This is a genomic window from Nocardia sp. NPDC057440 (genome assembly GCF_042802915.1).
Taxonomy (GTDB): Bacteria; Actinomycetota; Actinomycetes; order Mycobacteriales; family Mycobacteriaceae; genus Nocardia.
In genome coordinates this window covers 137,402-151,434 of the sequence record NZ_JBHVDF010000003.1, presented here as the reverse complement: position 1 = coordinate 151,434, position 14,033 = coordinate 137,402, and the positions used below count along the sequence as shown (strand labels likewise).

General features: G+C 66.5%; 11 protein-coding genes and 1 pseudogene. 8 read left to right on the top strand and 4 right to left on the bottom strand.

The genetic code is table 11. The features are described from left to right. Positions 1–88: 88 nt before the first annotated feature. From ACFU4Z_RS07280 to ACFU4Z_RS07255, 6 genes and pseudogenes are all read left to right on the top strand, one after another. The gene (locus tag ACFU4Z_RS07280) at positions 89–241 is read left to right on the top strand and encodes a hypothetical protein (RefSeq protein WP_354957206.1); all 153 of its coding nucleotides are present in this window, start codon (positions 89–91) and stop codon (positions 239–241) included. A 68-nt stretch (positions 242–309) separates the two neighbouring features. Then, positions 310–1,545: an FxsB family cyclophane-forming radical SAM/SPASM peptide maturase gene (locus tag ACFU4Z_RS07275; RefSeq protein WP_379060506.1), complete on the top strand. Its 1,236-nt coding sequence runs from the start codon at positions 310–312 to the stop codon at positions 1,543–1,545. A 16-nt stretch (positions 1,546–1,561) separates the two neighbouring features. Then, positions 1,562–3,355, top strand: a complete 1,794-nt coding sequence (locus ACFU4Z_RS07270; RefSeq protein ID WP_379060505.1) for an HEXXH motif domain-containing protein — start codon at positions 1,562–1,564, stop codon at positions 3,353–3,355. Between the two features lie 22 nt (positions 3,356–3,377). Further along, a complete protein-coding gene (locus tag ACFU4Z_RS07265) occupies positions 3,378–4,616 on the top strand; it encodes an FxsB family cyclophane-forming radical SAM/SPASM peptide maturase (protein WP_379060504.1) in 1,239 nt (412 codons plus the stop codon). A 146-nt stretch (positions 4,617–4,762) separates the two neighbouring features. Then, positions 4,763–4,892, top strand: a pseudogene (locus ACFU4Z_RS07260) (IS630 family transposase); the annotation flags it as partial. 753 nt (positions 4,893–5,645) lie between these two features. Beyond that, entirely contained in the window at positions 5,646–6,926 is a 1,281-nt protein-coding gene (locus ACFU4Z_RS07255) for an ATP-binding protein (RefSeq protein ID WP_379060884.1), read from the top strand. 49 nt (positions 6,927–6,975) lie between these two features. On the opposite strand, the gene ACFU4Z_RS07250 is transcribed toward ACFU4Z_RS07255, so the two are convergent. The 3 genes from ACFU4Z_RS07250 to ACFU4Z_RS07240 all read right to left on the bottom strand — a co-directional run bounded on the left by ACFU4Z_RS07250 (position 6,976) and on the right by ACFU4Z_RS07240 (position 8,859). Further along, complete coding sequence (locus ACFU4Z_RS07250) at positions 6,976–7,293, bottom strand: hypothetical protein (protein ID WP_379060503.1); 318 nt, start codon at positions 7,291–7,293, stop codon at positions 6,976–6,978. Positions 7,294–7,363: 70 nt separating this feature from the next. After that, a complete protein-coding gene (locus ACFU4Z_RS07245) occupies positions 7,364–8,197 on the bottom strand; it encodes an ABC transporter ATP-binding protein (RefSeq protein ID WP_379060502.1) in 834 nt (277 codons plus the stop codon). Further along, positions 8,194–8,859 carry a FadR/GntR family transcriptional regulator gene (locus ACFU4Z_RS07240; protein ID WP_379060883.1) on the bottom strand — a complete coding sequence of 222 codons (666 nt, stop codon included), beginning with the start codon at positions 8,857–8,859 and terminating at the stop codon, positions 8,194–8,196. The genes ACFU4Z_RS07245 and ACFU4Z_RS07240 overlap by 4 nt, the downstream gene beginning before the upstream one ends. A gap of 250 nt (positions 8,860–9,109) precedes the next feature. Here ACFU4Z_RS07240 and ACFU4Z_RS07235 point away from each other — a divergent pair, with 250 nt between their 5' ends. After that, positions 9,110–10,894: a 2-isopropylmalate synthase gene (locus tag ACFU4Z_RS07235; protein ID WP_379060501.1), complete on the top strand. Its 1,785-nt coding sequence runs from the start codon at positions 9,110–9,112 to the stop codon at positions 10,892–10,894. A gap of 105 nt (positions 10,895–10,999) precedes the next feature. Further along, positions 11,000–13,345: a LuxR C-terminal-related transcriptional regulator gene (locus tag ACFU4Z_RS07230; RefSeq protein WP_379060500.1), complete on the top strand. Its 2,346-nt coding sequence runs from the start codon at positions 11,000–11,002 to the stop codon at positions 13,343–13,345. 10 nt (positions 13,346–13,355) lie between these two features. Here the strand turns inward: ACFU4Z_RS07230 and ACFU4Z_RS07225 are convergent, their stop codons facing one another. Beyond that, entirely contained in the window at positions 13,356–13,877 is a 522-nt protein-coding gene (locus ACFU4Z_RS07225) for a DinB family protein (protein WP_379060499.1), read from the bottom strand. Positions 13,878–14,033: the final 156 nt, after the last annotated feature.

The window sequence follows — 14,033 nt, the reverse complement described above, 5'->3', positions numbered from 1 at the left end:
ATTTGTCGGCATTGTCGAGTCGATCAATTCTTGCAACGCCTGGCAATTCGTCGCGCTGGTACGGGAATACGGAAAAGGAGGTCCCGTAATGGGAAGACTCGATGAACTCGCCGCACTCAACACCGAAGAGCTGGCCACCCACTGCACTCCGGCTATGCGAGCCGCCCTCGAGCGCTACGCCAAGGGTTCGCAGGACAGGGCCCCCGGCGGGTTCAAGTCGTTCATCAACCCCACCAAGTGATCACGCGGCCACGGGCGACTCGGTAGCAGCGCGCCCGTGGCCGTTCCCCGCAGCTCGAGGGAGCGAATATGGAGTCCGGCCCAGTGTCGTTGGGCGTTCCCGTGGTGCAAAAGTATTGGCCCGCAAATGGATTGGATGTAGACGGGCTGCGCCGCGGCGGCTGGGAGCCGCTGCCGTTCACGGAATTCATTGTCAAGATCCATAGCCGTTGCAACCTGGCCTGCGACTACTGCTACGTCTACGAGATGGCCGATCAGAGCTGGCGCGATCAGCCGAAGACCATGAGCCGCAGGGTTTTCGACGAGGCCATCCGGATGATCGCCGATCATGCTCGCCGCTTCCAGCTGCCCGCGGTGGATCTTGTGTTCCACGGTGGCGAACCGCTGCTGGTCGGACATCGCGATCTCGAATACTTCGCCCGGTCGGCGCGCGAATCGCTGGAGCCGATCACTGAGGTGCAGCTGGGCGTGCAGACCAATGGCATGCTGCTCGACCCGGAGTTCTTGCGCATCTGCGCGCGCTGGAATGTTCGCGTCGGAGTCAGCCTCGACGGCGACGAGAGCAGCAACGACAGGCATCGCCGGGATCGGCGGGGCGCCGGGAGCTACACGCGTGTCGCGGCCGGGATCATGCAACTGACGGCGGAGGAGAACCGGCACCTGTTCGCCGGCTTGCTCTGCACCATCGATGTGGCCAACGACCCGGTGCGGACCTACGAAGCGCTGCTGGCCTTTCGACCCCCGGCGGTCGATTTTCTGCTTCCGCACGGCAATTGGATGACGCCACCACCGGCGTCGACCGCCGACCACACCGCTACCCCCTACGCCGACTGGCTCATCCCGGTGTTCGATCGCTGGTTCCGGGCGCCGGAGCTGGAGACCCGGGTCAGGATCTTCGATGACATCATCGACCTGCTGCTGGGTGGCTCCGTGACATCGGAATTACTCGGGCTGGCCCCCATTCGGCTGGCCGTGATCGAAACCGACGGCACTCTGGAGCAGGTCGACGAGTTGAAGTCGGCCTTCGCGGGGGCCACCAAGTTGCGGACCTCGAACGTGGGCAATCCGCTCGACCTCGCACTGCTGGAACCCTCGATCGTCGCTCGTCAGATCGGCGCGGACGCCCTCAGCGATACCTGCCGGGCATGCTCTGTCCACAGCGTCTGCGGCGGCGGGCATTACGTGCACCGGTATCGCGCCGACAACGGTTTCCGCAATCCCTCGGTGTATTGCGCCGATCTGACGAAGCTGATCCACCACATCGGAGCACGGGTCCGCACCGACCTCGCCGCCGCCAATCACTGACGACAGGAGTGCAACCATGTCCGCCCCGACCATCGGCATCGACGACGCAGCGGCCGAGCTGTTCACTGGTTACGGCACGGAGTCCGCTGTCGTCCGGATGACTTCGGACATGCTGACCGTACGACTCGTGCTGCTACGCGCGCTCACCACCGAAGTCACCGCTCACCACCCGGAAATCGACGACGACGCCGGCCTTTCCGATGCCTATCGGGTCCTGACCGAGCTGGAGGAGTCACATCCGGCCGCAGTCGAGGCACTGCTGGTCTACCCGCACACCGGGGTGTGGCTCGGCCGCGTGCTCCACCGCGTGCGCAACGCCTCGGACGATCGGGAACCAACTCCGTTGTGGGCCGACTGCGGCTACCTCGGCTGGTTGGCGGCGGCCGCCGTGGTCACGAATCTGCCCAGCGGATCGATGCGGGTTGTCGTACGCAACGGCGAAGTCATGCTGCCCGGGATCGGGATGGCGCGGGTTGGATCCGCGGGCGACTACGGCCACTGCGAGCTGACCTGGGTGGATGGCGCGATACGCATCGTCGCTGACGGCAGCGCCCCGATCCGGGTGGCGTCACCGGCGGACGAGTCCGACCCGGCGTGGCTGCCGCTGCGGCGGGTGCACGGCGGGAACGGCGAACCGGAGGTCGTCCTCGATGATCTCGATCCGTTCCGCGACCTGCCCTCGGGTACGGCACCGCGGCTCACGACCGACGAATTCGGCACTTGGCGAGAGGATTTCGCGCAAGCCTGGCACCTGCTGCGGCGAGACTTCCCCGGCTATCTGACGCCCATGCGTGCCTGCCTGCGGCTACTGACGCCGCTCACCGCGCGACCGGTGGCGGCGACCATCGGCCACACCGCCTTCAGCGGGACTGGCTGTGTGTACACCACGGCCCCGAAGGACTCTTGTGAAATGGCGGTGTCGCTGATCCACGAGATCCAGCACAGCAAACTCGCCATGCTCGCCGATCAGGTGCTGATAGTGGATCCCGACCCGACGTGTCGCTTCTATGCGCCGTGGCGCGATGATCCACGGCCGATCCTCGGTCTGATGCACGGGATCTACGCCTTCTTCGGGGTCACCGACTTCTGGCGGGTACACCGGCACGCCGACTGCCACCGATCGATGCGGGCGCACATCGAATTCGAGCGCTGGCGTACACAACTGGCGACCGCGATGGTGGAGGCATCGGGTTCTGGCCTGCTGACCGAGCGTGGCAAGGAGTTCATGAGCGCGCTGACCGCAGGCGTCCGGCCATGGGCCGACGAGGAGGTGCCGTCGGAGGCGCGCGACGCGGTGGCCGAGATTCTGGTAGCACATCGCACTTCTTGGCAGGTGCGCAATCGTACATCCGACGACGCCGAGCTGGCAGAGCTGGCAGAGCTGTGGGTCGCGCGAGCGGCACCTCCCGCGATACTGCCGTCCGTACGGTACGTGGATCAGGAGACGATCCCGGATCGCCACCGCGATCTACATATTCCGGTGCGGCTGAGATTGCACGACCCGGCCGCCGCATCGAGCGTCGCGCCCGCTGATCTGCCTCGCGGCACTCGCGCCTACCTGGCCGGCGAGCCGGCCGAGGCCGTCGAGTTGTACGCCCTGGAGCTGCGCGTCGACCCGCTGCTCCCGCAGCTCTGGGCCGGTCTGGCCTTGAGCCTGCCGGAGCTGTTCCCCGACAACGACTTCGGCGTTCTCAACGATCGGGCCGAGGTGGCGGCGCGCCTGTACCAGCGGCTGCTGTCCGACGGCACCGAGACCGACGTGGTCGAGCTGATGCGGTGGTTGTCCGACCGCCCACGCACCGATATCTGAAACCAGGAATCGAGAGCACACAATGGAACCGACATCGGTGGTGGCACTGGGGCTGCCCGCAGTGCGGAAGTCATGGCCCGAAGCGGGGCTCGACGTGGTCGCATTGCAGCGCAACGGATTCGAGCCCCATGCGTTTACAGAATTTCTCCTCAAGATTCACAGTCGATGCAATCTGGCGTGCGATTACTGCTACATCTACGAAATGGCCGATCAGAGTTGGCGGGAGCAGCCGAAGGCGATGCGCCGGGAGGTATTCGACGACGCCCTCCGAATAATCGTCGATCACGTTCGCAGGTTCGGCCCTCCCGCGGTGAGTCTCGTCTTCTTCGGGGGCGAGCCGCTCATGGCGGGTCATGCCAATCTCGAGTATTTCGCATCGCACGCGCGGGCGGCGCTGGAGCCGACTACCGCTGTCACCCTCACTCTGCAGACCAACGGCGTGCTGCTCGACGACGAGTTCCTGACGATCTGTGATGACTGGGACATCAGTATCACCGTCAGTCTCGACGGTGATGAGCACGGTCACGACCGCCATCGCCGGGACCGCCGTGGCGCAGGGAGCTACTCCCGGGTCGCTGCCGCCCTCGAGAAATTGACGGCCGGCGATCGGCGGCATTTGCTCAACGGTTTGCTCTGCGTCATCGACCTCGCAAACGACCCCGTGCAGGCCTATGAAGGATTGCTGGCGTTTCAGCCCCCGGCAGTCAATTTCGAGATTCCACTGGGCAATTGGACGACGCCGCCCCCCGGGTTTTCCGCCGATCCCGGAGTCACTCCGTATGCGGACTGGCTGATCACGATCTTCGACCGTTGGTATGGCGCGCCGCAACTGGAAACGCGGATCCGAATGTTCGAGAACATCATGGACCTGCTGCTGGGCGGGACCGTGGAATCGGAGGTATGGGGCCTCGGTCCCACCCGAATAGCGGTGATCGAAACAGACGGCAGTGTAGCGCAGATCGACGACTTGAAGGCGACCTTCTCGGGTGCGACCAAACTGCCCGCCGGCCAACGCAATCCGCTCGACCGGGCAATGCTGGAACCCGAGATCGTGGCGCGCCAGATCGGCGTGGATGCGCTCAGCGACACCTGCCGCGCCTGCTCGATACACACAGTGTGCGGCGGTGGTCACTACGTCACGCGATACCGTGAGGGCGACGGCTTCCGCAATCCCTCGGTGTATTGCGCCGACCTGACCAAATTGATTCGCCACATCGAATCGCGTATGCGCGCTGACGCCGCCACGGCACTCCACGGGTGACCACTGCCAGGGCGCATGGATCCTGTGGCCATCGGTCAGGTCCGCTCGCCCCGCTGGCCACGAGGTCTCCGGCACTATTCAGATTTGCTTGGTCGCTAATCCGAAATACCGGAGACCTCACCCATATGTCAACGCGGGCAACAGATCTGACCGCCTCGATCCAGGAATACGTCGACTCCCGCAACGACGCCCCGCCCCTAGGCGTGGATCGCGACCGCCGGATCCATCCTCGCCAAAGTCGCACGCGGCCGCATCGCCCTCGAAAGAGTCAACTAAATCCAGGACACGCCACTAGCAGCTCCGTGCAACAAAGCCGCAGCGGCGACCGCAAGCCCCCGCGCGCTATCGGTTGTTCTTCGTCATCGTCAGCACCACAGCGAATCCGTGGAGACCACAGTCCCAGCCCCGGGCTCGACGGAAGTGACTGTCCAGTTCGACAGGTTCAGCACCATGTCAACGCCGGGTGTCGCCGATCCGTAGGTGACGTTGGTGAAACCGGCCTTCTTCAGCTAGTCGGCTGCGACCGCACCGTTCTTGCCGACCACGTTCGGAACGGCGATGTCGGGTCACCGGTGCCACCGTGGTTGTGGTCCTGGCGAACGGAGTAATGGAAGGTGCGGGGGATGCGACGGGTGCAGCCCGTTGGGTGGTGCCGGCGGCTTCCTTCGAAGTACCGCCGAGGGCGCTTCCGATCAGGCCCAACACCAACAACCCACCGACAACCGCGGCTATCCACATCCACGCCGGCGTCGATTTCTTTTTCGGCGGCATCGGAGGACGCGGCGGTTGACCATACGGAGGACGCGGCAGCTGTATGACGTTGCTGGTCGCCTGTCTGGGGTGCTGGATACATGGCGGTGAATCGAGGGCGCTTCGCTCACGCGAAGATGTACTGCCGCGGCGCAGCAGCATCCCACGGCCACTAGCGTCCGGCCGTGACGCGGCGGCGTAGGGGTCCTTGTCGGGATGTCGTCCATGGGTGTTCACTGGAACCAGGTGGGGCACCCGGACGGCCGAGTCGAGGTGTGCATGCCGGCGTGGCGACTGCGCGACTTTCGCGATGACGACCTGGATCAGGCGATCCAGATCTGGGATCAGAGTCGAAATCCCGGGTCTGCTGAACCGGTCTTCGCCGTTGCCGAAGTGATGGCGGCGGCGCGTATGGGGCTGTCGGCTGTGGTCGCCGAGGTCGGTGCCGAGATGGTCGGGATGGCGGTGGCCGAGGTACAGGGCGAGCGTGCCTGGGTGCTGATGGTTGCGCTCGGATCGCGTTGGAGGGAACGCGGTATCGGCAGCGCTTTGCTCGCCGAACTCGAGCGGCGACTACGGACAGCCGGTGTCCGGCGGATCTGCGCCCTGCTCCCCGAGGGGGCGACGGGCGCTGCCGCTTTCGAAAACTCGGGATACCTGCGCCGCGACGGTTTGGTCTACTACGAGATGCGCGAGCGCCTCGGCCCTGAGCAGAGCAGCCTGCTCACCGAGTTGGGTGGGCGGCTGCTGCCCCCGGGGCTGTGGCAGTCGATGGCGGGCATGGACCGGGAGAAGGATGTCATCGAACGGCGGATCGTGCTGCCGCTTGCGAATAGGGACATCGCCGAGCGCTATGACGTGCAGACGCCCAAGAGTGTGATTTTGTTCGGGCCGCCAGGTACCGGCAAGACCAGCTTCGCAAAAGCAGTGGCCTCGCGTCTGGGCTGGCCGTTCGTCGAGCTGTTCCCGTCGAGGTTGGCCGCGGCCGCGCCGGGCGGCTTGGCGGCCTCGCTGCGAGAAACGTTCGACGAGATCGCAGAACTCGACGAACTTTTGCTCTTCATCGACGAAGTCGAGGAGATCGCCGTTGCCCGCTCGGGTGCGGCAACCAGCGCCGCGCACGGTGTCACCAACGAGCTGCTCAAGTTGATTCCGGCCTTCCGCGAAAAGGACAGCCGCCTGCTGGTGTGCGCGACGAACTCCGTGCGTTCGCTGGACTCGGCCCTCCTGCGGCCGGGTCGTTTCGACTACGTGATCCCGATCGGTCCGCCGGACGTGCCTGCCCGCACCGCAATTTGGCTTCGATATCTCGGACCTGCCGGTGATCATATCGATATCGACCAATTAGTCAGCGCGAGTGCACTGTTCACTCCCGCCGATATCGAGTTCGCGGCACGCAAGAGCGCCCAGGCTGCGTTCGAACGCGAGATGCTCGATGGTAGAGGTGAACCCGCGAGCACCGCGGACTACCTTGCGGCCATCGCCGATACTCGTCCGACGCTGACGCCGGACATCCTCACCGCGTTCGAGCAGGACAACGAGAACTATACCCGGCTCTGAAGCTGCGCGGGTTCTCGGTCAGTCACGTAATGCGTACTCGCGCACCGTGTTATCGGTCCTGTTCGTCGAGGTAGGCGCTGAACATTGCGACGGAGTCCGGGCCGATCTGGCGGCAGCTGTGCAGTAGCCGGTGGCGCAGCTGGTCGATCTCGCTCGACGTGAGCACGCCGGGAAGCATCCTGCGAAGGCCCGCGACCGACACCAACGTCTGGGCGGAGAGCGCGCCGAACAGCACGTCGATGCTGTCAGGCAATTCGGTGGTCGTCAGGATCGTCCGATCCGCACTCCACTGCATCGAACGGCCACGGCCGGAATCGACATTACCCGGGAACTTTCTGCGAATCCGTCGCTGCGCTGCCCTGGGCACCGCACCGATCCTGCCACTCGCGGCGGAGCCGGGGTGCGCGGTCGGCGACTTCGGCGCAGGGCGCCGACCGTCAGTGGCGCAGCTCGGCGTCCGTCGGCGCTGCCCACGGGCCGGTGCGGTGGGCGGCGCGTGCGGTCCAGCGGCCGTGGTGATAGGTGACCGCGACGGGGTGGTCGAAGGCGGCGCTGACGTTGTCGGTGGTGACCGTGTCGATGGCGGGGCCGTCGGCGACGGTGCGGCCGTCCGCGATGAGCAGAGCGTGGGTCGTGGTGCTCGGTAGTTCCTCGAGGTGGTGGGTGACCAGCACCGAGGCGACCTCGGGATGCGTGTCGCCGAGGGTGTCGATGGTTTCCAGCAATTGTTCGCGGGCTGCCACGTCCAAGCCGGTCGACGGCTCGTCGAACAGCAGCAGGCGCGGTTGTGCGATGAGGGCGCGGGCGATGAGGGTGCGGCCGCGTTCGCCCTGGGACAGGGTGGGCCAGGTGTCTTCGGCCTTGCCTTTGAGGCCGACGGTGTCGATCATGGCGTCGGCGCGGCGCAGTTCGTCAGCGGTCGGGGTCCAGCGCATCGGGGTGTCGATGGTTGCGGTGATGCCGGTCAGCACAACCTGACGGATCGTCAGCGGATACTGCAGCGGGTGGCGGGGATTGACATGACCGATGGAATGGCGCAGGCGCGCTAGGTCGACCCGGCCGAGTTGCTCCCCGAGCACGCGGACGGTGCCGGAGGTCGGGAAGGTGACCGCGCCGCAGAAACCGAGCAGGGTGCTCTTGCCCGCGCCGTTCGGGCCGAGCAGGGCCCAGTGCTCGCCCGCGTGCACGGTGAGCGAGATGCCGTCGATGATCTGTTTGCCCTCGCGGCGGAATGTCACGTCCGCCAGTTCGAGCACGGGTGTGGGGGTCATGTGAACGCCTCCTTCAATCTCGACAGGTGAGAGCGGCTGAATTGTGCTGCGGCCGTGGGGTTTCGGTGTGCGATCGCATCGGTGAGCCGAATGTGGGCGTCGTGGTCGGCCGGTTCGGAGGGGACCGGGCGGATCTTCAGCATGTCGATCATCGCCGTGCGCAGCCGAGGCAGGAAGGTGTCGAAAAGCTGAGTCAGCACGTCATTGTGCGCGGCGACGATGACGGCGCGGTGGAAGGCCATGTCCGCGTCGACATGCTCGGGGATCGGCTCGCCGCGGGTCTCCCGCGCGGCGAGCGCCCGCCGGATCACGCGCAGATCGGCCGGGGTGCGGCGCTGCGCGGCCAGTGCGGCGGCCTCGGCCTCGATCGCGATGCGGGCCTCGATCACCGAGACGATGGTGGCGCGGCGCAGCACGACGTCCCAGTCCTCGGTGACATCGAGCGCGGTGACGAAGACGCCCGCGCCTTGGCGGCTGTCGAGTACACCTTTGCCCGCGAGCTCGCGGATGGCTTCACGCAGTGTCGACCGGCCGACGCCGAGTTGGGCGGCCAGAGTGGTTTCCCCGGGTAGCCGGTGACCGAGCGGCCATTCGCCGTCGCGGATGCGTGCCAGCAGCACTTCGGCCGCCTGCGCCGCCAAAGGATGGCGTCGCACCTGCATAGCGGCCGGATGATCGGAGGTCCTGCGGTGCGGCGCACCGGGATCTCCGTCCGCCCGTGTGCTTCGAGGAACCATCACAACCTCTCTACTTGTCTGAGGAGTTGTGTATAGTCTAGCCATCATGACGCGCACCATGCTTCTCCTTAGCCGCCACGGCGGGGCCTGAACGACCGGCCCCCCGCCGTGGGGCTTTGTCGTGGCCGGTCACCCCTTTTGTGTGACGGCCGACGGCCAGGAAGCAGACCCGAACATGAGTACCCGCGTTTTCCCCACCATTACGACACCCGCTGGTGACGTGCCCGCCGCCGCCCCGGTGTGGAATCGGCAGAGGCGTTCCCAGATGCCGTCGCACCGCTATCGCACGGTCTACGATCGCGTGGATGTGCCAGTCACGCACCGTGAGTGGCCGAATGCGCGACTCACCCACGCGCCGTTGTGGGTGCCTGTCGACCTGCGCGACGGCAACCAGGCACTGGCCGAACCGATGGATCCGGCCCGCAAGCGTCGCTTCTTCGAACTGATGGTCGCGATGGGCTACAAGGAGATCGAGGTCGGCTACCCCTCCGCATCGCAGACCGATTTCGACTTCGTCCGATTGATCGCGGACACTGATATCGCACCGGCGGACGTCGCGATCGTCGTCTTCACCCCCGCCCGAAGAGATCTGATCGAGCGCACCGTCGAATCCGTGCGCGGCATCCGCAACGATGTGGTCGTTCACATGTACACCGCGACCGCGCCGACCTGGCGAAACATGGTGCTGGGCAAGGACCGTGACGAACTGCGGGAGTTGATCCTGGCAGGCGGACGCGACGTGCTCGCGTGCGCGGGCGACATGCCGAATGTGCGTTTCCAGTTCTCGCCCGAGGTGTTCAACCTGACCGAACCCGACTTCGTGCTCGACATCTGTGACCGCGTGACCGCGCTGTGGGAGGCGACCCCGCAGCGGCCGGTGGTCCTGAACCTGCCTGCGACAGTGGAGGTTGCGACCCCCAATGTGTACGCCGACCAGATCGAGTACATGCACCGGAATCTGGCGCGGCGTGACAGCGTCATCCTGTCGGTGCATCCGCACAACGACCGCGGCACCGGAATCGCCTGCGCCGAACTGGCCATGCTGGCCGGGGCGCAACGCGTCGAAGGCTGTGTCTTCGGCAACGGCGAGCGCACCGGCAATGTCGACATCGCCACGCTGGCGTTGAATCTGCACGCCCAGGGCGTGGATCCGATGATCGACTTCTCCGATATCGATGAGATTCGCCGGACGGTCGAGCACTGCACCCGGATGCCCGTCCATGAACGGCATCCGTACGTGGGTGATCTCGTGCACACCGCGTTCTCGGGCACGCATCAGGACGCGATCAAGAAGGGGATGGCCGAGCATCGCGCACGGGCGGGCGCCGCAGGCGTCCCGGAGCGGGAACTCGAGTGGCAGGTTCCTTACCTGCCCATCGATCCGGCCGATATCGGCCGCAGCTACGACGCCGTGATCCGGGTCAATTCGCAATCCGGCAAGGGCGGCATCGCCTATCTGCTGCTCACCGAATACGGCTTGGACCTGCCCCGTCGTCTGCAGATCGACTTCGCGAGGCAGGTGCAGGCGCACACCGATGACACCGGCCGGGAAATCACCGCCGCCGAACTCTATGACCTGTTCGAGGCGAGCTACCTCGACGCAGTAGACCCGAGTCCGGTCGGCCTGAAGGAGTGGCGAACCCGCGGCGACGGGCCCGACACGAGCACCGAGTTCACCTTGACGGTCGGCGACGTCACCCACCGGACCGAACACCACGGCACCGGCCCCGTGGAGGCTCTCACCGAGGCGCTCGCCCGCATCGGACATCGGGTCGAGGTGCTGAATCTGACCCAGCAGTCCATCGGCTCCGGCAATGACGGCACGGCCATCACCTACCTCGAGTATCGCGCCGACGGCGGCACCGAATGGTCCTGTGGAAGAAGCGGTTCCGTGCTCGAGGCGACCTTCGCGGCCGTTGTCCGCGCTGCCGACATCATCGAGCGGCGGCGCATGAAGTAGCGGTCGAGGGACGGGGAAGGGCTGTCTCGACCCCGTCCGCTACCGCCGGAGCCCACGAGCGCATGCCCCGCAGGCTCGTCGCGAGTATGCGACATCTTGGGCAAAATGCCCGATATCGGCGGCGCTCGTGCGAAGGTATCCAGCGTGGTGCGGCACGTGTCAGGGAACCTCCCCGCTGAGGTGACGAGCTTCGTCGGTCGGGGCGCGGAGGTTGCCGCGGCCAGGAAGCTGCTGGCCAGCACGCGACTGCTCACGCTGACCGGGCCGGGCGGGGTGGGCAAGACGCGGCTGAGCAGACGGGTCGGGGAGGCGGTGCGTCGGGCGTTCCCGGACGGCGTGTGGCTGGTCGAGGTGGCGCATGTCAACGACGGGGAATTGGTGGCGTTGAGCGTCGCGCAGGCGCTCGGGTTGCGCGACGACACGAGTGCGCCGCTGGCCGGGTTGACGGAGTTCCTGGCCGACAAGAGCCTGCTGCTGATTCTCGACAACTGCGAGCACCTCATCGATGCGTGCGCGGCGCTGGTCGATCGGTTGATTCCGGCCACGGCGGAGGTGCGGATTCTCGCGACGAGCAGAGAGCCGCTCGGTGTCTCCGGGGAACAGGTGATGCCGGTGGCGCCGCTGCCGGTGCCCGACCTGGACGAAGGCTCCGATATGGCCGTCGAGGCCGGCTCGGTCGACAGCGAGGCGTTGCGGCTGCTCATCGAACGGGCCGCGGCGGCCAATCCGGAGTTCCGGGTGACCGACGCCAATCGCGGCGCGCTCGCCGCGATCTGTCGTCGGTTGGAGGGGATCCCGCTCGCCCTGGAACTGGCAGCGCTGCGTTTGCGAATGTTCACGCCCGACCAGGTGCTCGCGCGGCTCGACGATGCGATGCGCTTGCTCACCACCGGGCTGCGCACCGCGCCGGAACGGCAGCAAACCCTGGAAGCCGCGATTCGGTGGAGCTACGACCTGTGCACAACCGATGAGCAGCGCCTGTGGGAGCAACTCGCGGTGTTCGCCGGTGGCTTCGACCTGGAGGCCGCCGAGTCGGTGTGCCTGGTCGATCCGCAGGACGCGCTGCTGGATGCACTCACCGGATTGGTGGAGAAGTCGGTGCTCGGCCACCGGCACGACAGCGACGGCACCGGCCGGTACACCATGCTCGAGCCGTTGCGGCAATTCGCGCTGGCCCGGCTGGCCGCGCACGGTGACGAGCGCACGGTCCGGATCAGGCACTGCGACTACTACTACCGGGTCGCTCGACGCGGACGCACCGATTACTGGGGCAGCCAGGACGTCGCCTGGTTCCGTGACGTGACCCGTGAACACGCCAATATGCGTGCGGCACTGCAATTCTCCCTGACCGACCGGGAAGGCGCGCATCGCGGGCTGCAGATCGCCACCGAACTGCGACCGTTCTGGGAGCACTACCGGTTCCTGCTCGAGGGCTATCGCTGGCTGCGCGACGCACTGGACAAGGACCTGGAGCACACCACCGACCGGGCCCGGGCACTGGCCGCGGCGTCGGTCATCGCGGCCATGCTCTCCGACACCGCCGAGGCGACCCGGTTCGTCGACGAATGCGTCGAGATCGCCACGGAATTGGATGCGGTCGAGGTGCTGGTGGAGGCCAGGCTGCTGTCGGCTCTGCTGGCGTTCACCGATGCCGATCCGCGCCGCGCACTCGACATCGCGGAATCGGCCGCGGATCGGGCCCGCGAATGCGCGCACCACGGTGCGGAGATGGAAAGTCTCGCGTTCGCCTACGTCTGCGCGCTGGTGCTCGAAGATGCCCGCGCCGGTGCCATCGCGGAGCGCTTTCTCGCTAAGACCGCCGAGCACGGTTCGCACCTGCTCGGTGGCCTCGGGTACTGGGCGGTAGGGACGGACCAGTGGCGTAAAGGCGACCAGGACAAGGCGATCGGTGCGCTGCGCCGTGCGGTCGAGTTGTTCGGGCTCTTCGACCGATGTGTGTGGACCGCATCGGGCTTCGACGGACTGGCCTGGGTCGCCGCCGCCGACGGTGATCGGATCCGCGCGGCCAGGCTGATGGGCGCGGCGTCGACGGTGCGGTACGGCAGCACCCAGCGGCTGGCGCATGCGATGACCCAGGCCGTCGGGGACAAGGTCCGGCAACAAGTTCGTGTCGCGATGGGGGACAAGGAGTTCCGTACCGCCTTCGACGCGGGCGCCGCGCTCGGGCTGGACGAAGCCATCGACTACGCGTTGGGCACCGAGACCAAATCGGCCGCCGCCGCGCCGAAACCCGTTGCCGCCGACGTGCTCACCCGGCGGGAGCGCGATGTGGCGCGATTGATCGCCGCAGGCTACAGCAACAAGGGCATCGCGAGCGAGCTCGTCATCTCGATCCGCACCGCCGAGAGCCACGTCGACCACATTCTCACCAAGCTCGGGTTCACCTCCCGAACGCAGATCGCGGGCTGGGTCAGCAAGAATCCGAGGTGAATCGGCGCGGTCAGTCGCCGGTGACGCCGTCGATGCGCTCGCGCAGGAAGTCGGCGTGGCCGTTGTGGCGGGCGTATTCCTCGATCATGTGCACATAGACCCAGCGCAGGCTGTACTCGATCGGGCGCCGGGGATGAATGAACGTGTGATCGAGCGGCAGGTCGGCGACGGCGGCATCGGCCAGTTCGACTTCACGGCGATAGGCGGCGAAGTCGGCGGCGGCGTCGGCCTCGAGGATGTCATCGAAGTCGCCGTCGGGATTATCCGTGCCGCAGTAGAGGTAGTCCAGCGCTTCGCCACCCGCGCCGGTGCGGAACCATCCGCGTTCCACCTCGCTCATATGCCGGACCAGGCCGAGCAACGACAGCGAGGACGGTGCGACACACCGCTGTTTGAGCTGCTCGGAATTGAGTCCCGCGCACTTGAGCAGCAGCGTCTGACGGTGGAAATCGAGCCACGTCCGCAGCATCGGACGTTCATCGGCGATAAGTGGCGTCTTGCTTCGGTCGATGTCAGGAGCGGTCCACGTCACCGGGCGACTGTAACCCGAAACCCCCGGACACAGCGCGCGAATAAACGCCCGATGCCCCGGGGGCCGGGGGGGGGTCAACCGGGCCCGGGCGCCGCCCAGCCGGCGGGCGGGGCGGGGGGCGGCGGGGGGCACCCCCCCCCAGACAGAAGCGCAGAC

Bases quoted from the DNA above. Each gene is read 5' to 3' on its own strand.
- ACFU4Z_RS07245 (WP_379060502.1), bottom strand. From the start codon at position 8,197: ATGACCCCCACACCCGTGCTCGAACTGGCGGACGTGACATTCCGCCGC.
- ACFU4Z_RS07255 (WP_379060884.1), top strand. From the start codon at position 5,646: ATGCCGGCGTGGCGACTGCGCGACTTTCGCGATGACGACCTGGATCAG.
- ACFU4Z_RS07265 (WP_379060504.1), top strand. From the start codon at position 3,378: ATGGAACCGACATCGGTGGTGGCACTGGGGCTGCCCGCAGTGCGGAAG.
- ACFU4Z_RS07270 (WP_379060505.1), top strand. From the start codon at position 1,562: ATGTCCGCCCCGACCATCGGCATCGACGACGCAGCGGCCGAGCTGTTC.
- ACFU4Z_RS07235 (WP_379060501.1), top strand. From the start codon at position 9,110: ATGAGTACCCGCGTTTTCCCCACCATTACGACACCCGCTGGTGACGTG.
- ACFU4Z_RS07230 (WP_379060500.1), top strand. From the start codon at position 11,000: ATGCCCGATATCGGCGGCGCTCGTGCGAAGGTATCCAGCGTGGTGCGG.
- ACFU4Z_RS07240 (WP_379060883.1), bottom strand. From the start codon at position 8,859: ATGCAGGTGCGACGCCATCCTTTGGCGGCGCAGGCGGCCGAAGTGCTG.
- ACFU4Z_RS07280 (WP_354957206.1), top strand. From the start codon at position 89: ATGGGAAGACTCGATGAACTCGCCGCACTCAACACCGAAGAGCTGGCC.
- ACFU4Z_RS07275 (WP_379060506.1), top strand. From the start codon at position 310: ATGGAGTCCGGCCCAGTGTCGTTGGGCGTTCCCGTGGTGCAAAAGTAT.